Origin of the sequence: Vibrio sp. HI00D65 (assembly GCF_001635455.1) — a bacterium.
Classification (GTDB): Bacteria; Pseudomonadota; Gammaproteobacteria; order Enterobacterales; family Vibrionaceae; genus Vibrio.
Genome location: NZ_LWEH01000228.1, coordinates 1 through 278, shown reverse-complemented (window position 1 = coordinate 278; position 278 = coordinate 1). Strand labels below are relative to the sequence as shown.

Below are 278 nucleotides of genomic sequence, written 5' to 3'. Positions count from 1 at the left end.
AAAAAAATAAGGTCAATTGATGATTAAAAACACAATTGACCTTATGAATGAGAGGATTTGTAAAGAGTATGCTAGGCGACGATATGACTACGATTTAATAATAGGAACCCAGTACTCCATCACTGCATCCGCTGCATGAGTTTGATAGCCGAGTGGGTATACTTCAAGCTCGTAGCCATCAACACCTCGATAACCAGAACACGGTAACCAATTGAGTACAAACCAACTCAAAGTATGTCGAAGATTCTCAATCGGGCCACAATGTTTGACAACAGCAT

1 protein-coding gene is annotated in these 278 nt (G+C 39.9%); it reads right to left on the bottom strand.

What is annotated here, in order from left to right; genetic code table 11:
* Positions 1-87 precede the first annotated feature (87 nt).
* Positions 88-278: GyrI-like domain-containing protein (locus A3712_RS16470; RefSeq protein WP_197465847.1), on the bottom strand; the 191-nt coding region annotated here is incomplete at its 5' end.